Here is a 426-nt window from a genome sequence, read left to right on the forward strand (position 1 = left end):
TCAGGTCCGAGTCGTGGGCGAACCACGAGTCGAAGAGGTAGGTGTCCGCAGGTACACCTACCTCTTCTTCCAGTTCTGTGACTATCTCCCGAGCGAGATCGTACTTCGTCTCCTCGTCGTCCTGGTCTTCGTCGTCAGCTTTCTCGTACTGGCGAAATGCGAGTGGATAGGAGGTTTTATCGTCGGTGTAGAATGCGTAGACGAGGTCCTGNAGTCGTATTCAGTGAGGAACTTGTTGAGTGCTCGGTCGCCTTGGGCCGGAAGGACTTCACGTGCGATCCCGGTGACGGTCTTGCTGCGGGCCGCAGCAAGACCTGTCACGTACGTTTTGGCGTGGTGAGTCTGGTGATACGACAGCGAGTCGAACTCGTCCAGTGGATCGGTGCAGGACAGGAAGTCCGTAATCGGAAGCATCGGCCGTCATTG

The 426-nt window shown here is 56.7% G+C and carries 1 pseudogene; it reads right to left on the reverse strand.

The features are described from left to right. Positions 1-414 (reverse strand): annotated as a pseudogene (locus C450_RS21110) (IS701 family transposase); the annotation flags it as partial. Positions 415-426 lie beyond the last annotated feature (12 nt).

Origin of the sequence: Halococcus salifodinae DSM 8989 (assembly GCF_000336935.1) — an archaeon.
In the GTDB taxonomy this organism is placed as follows: Archaea; Halobacteriota; Halobacteria; order Halobacteriales; family Halococcaceae; genus Halococcus; species Halococcus salifodinae.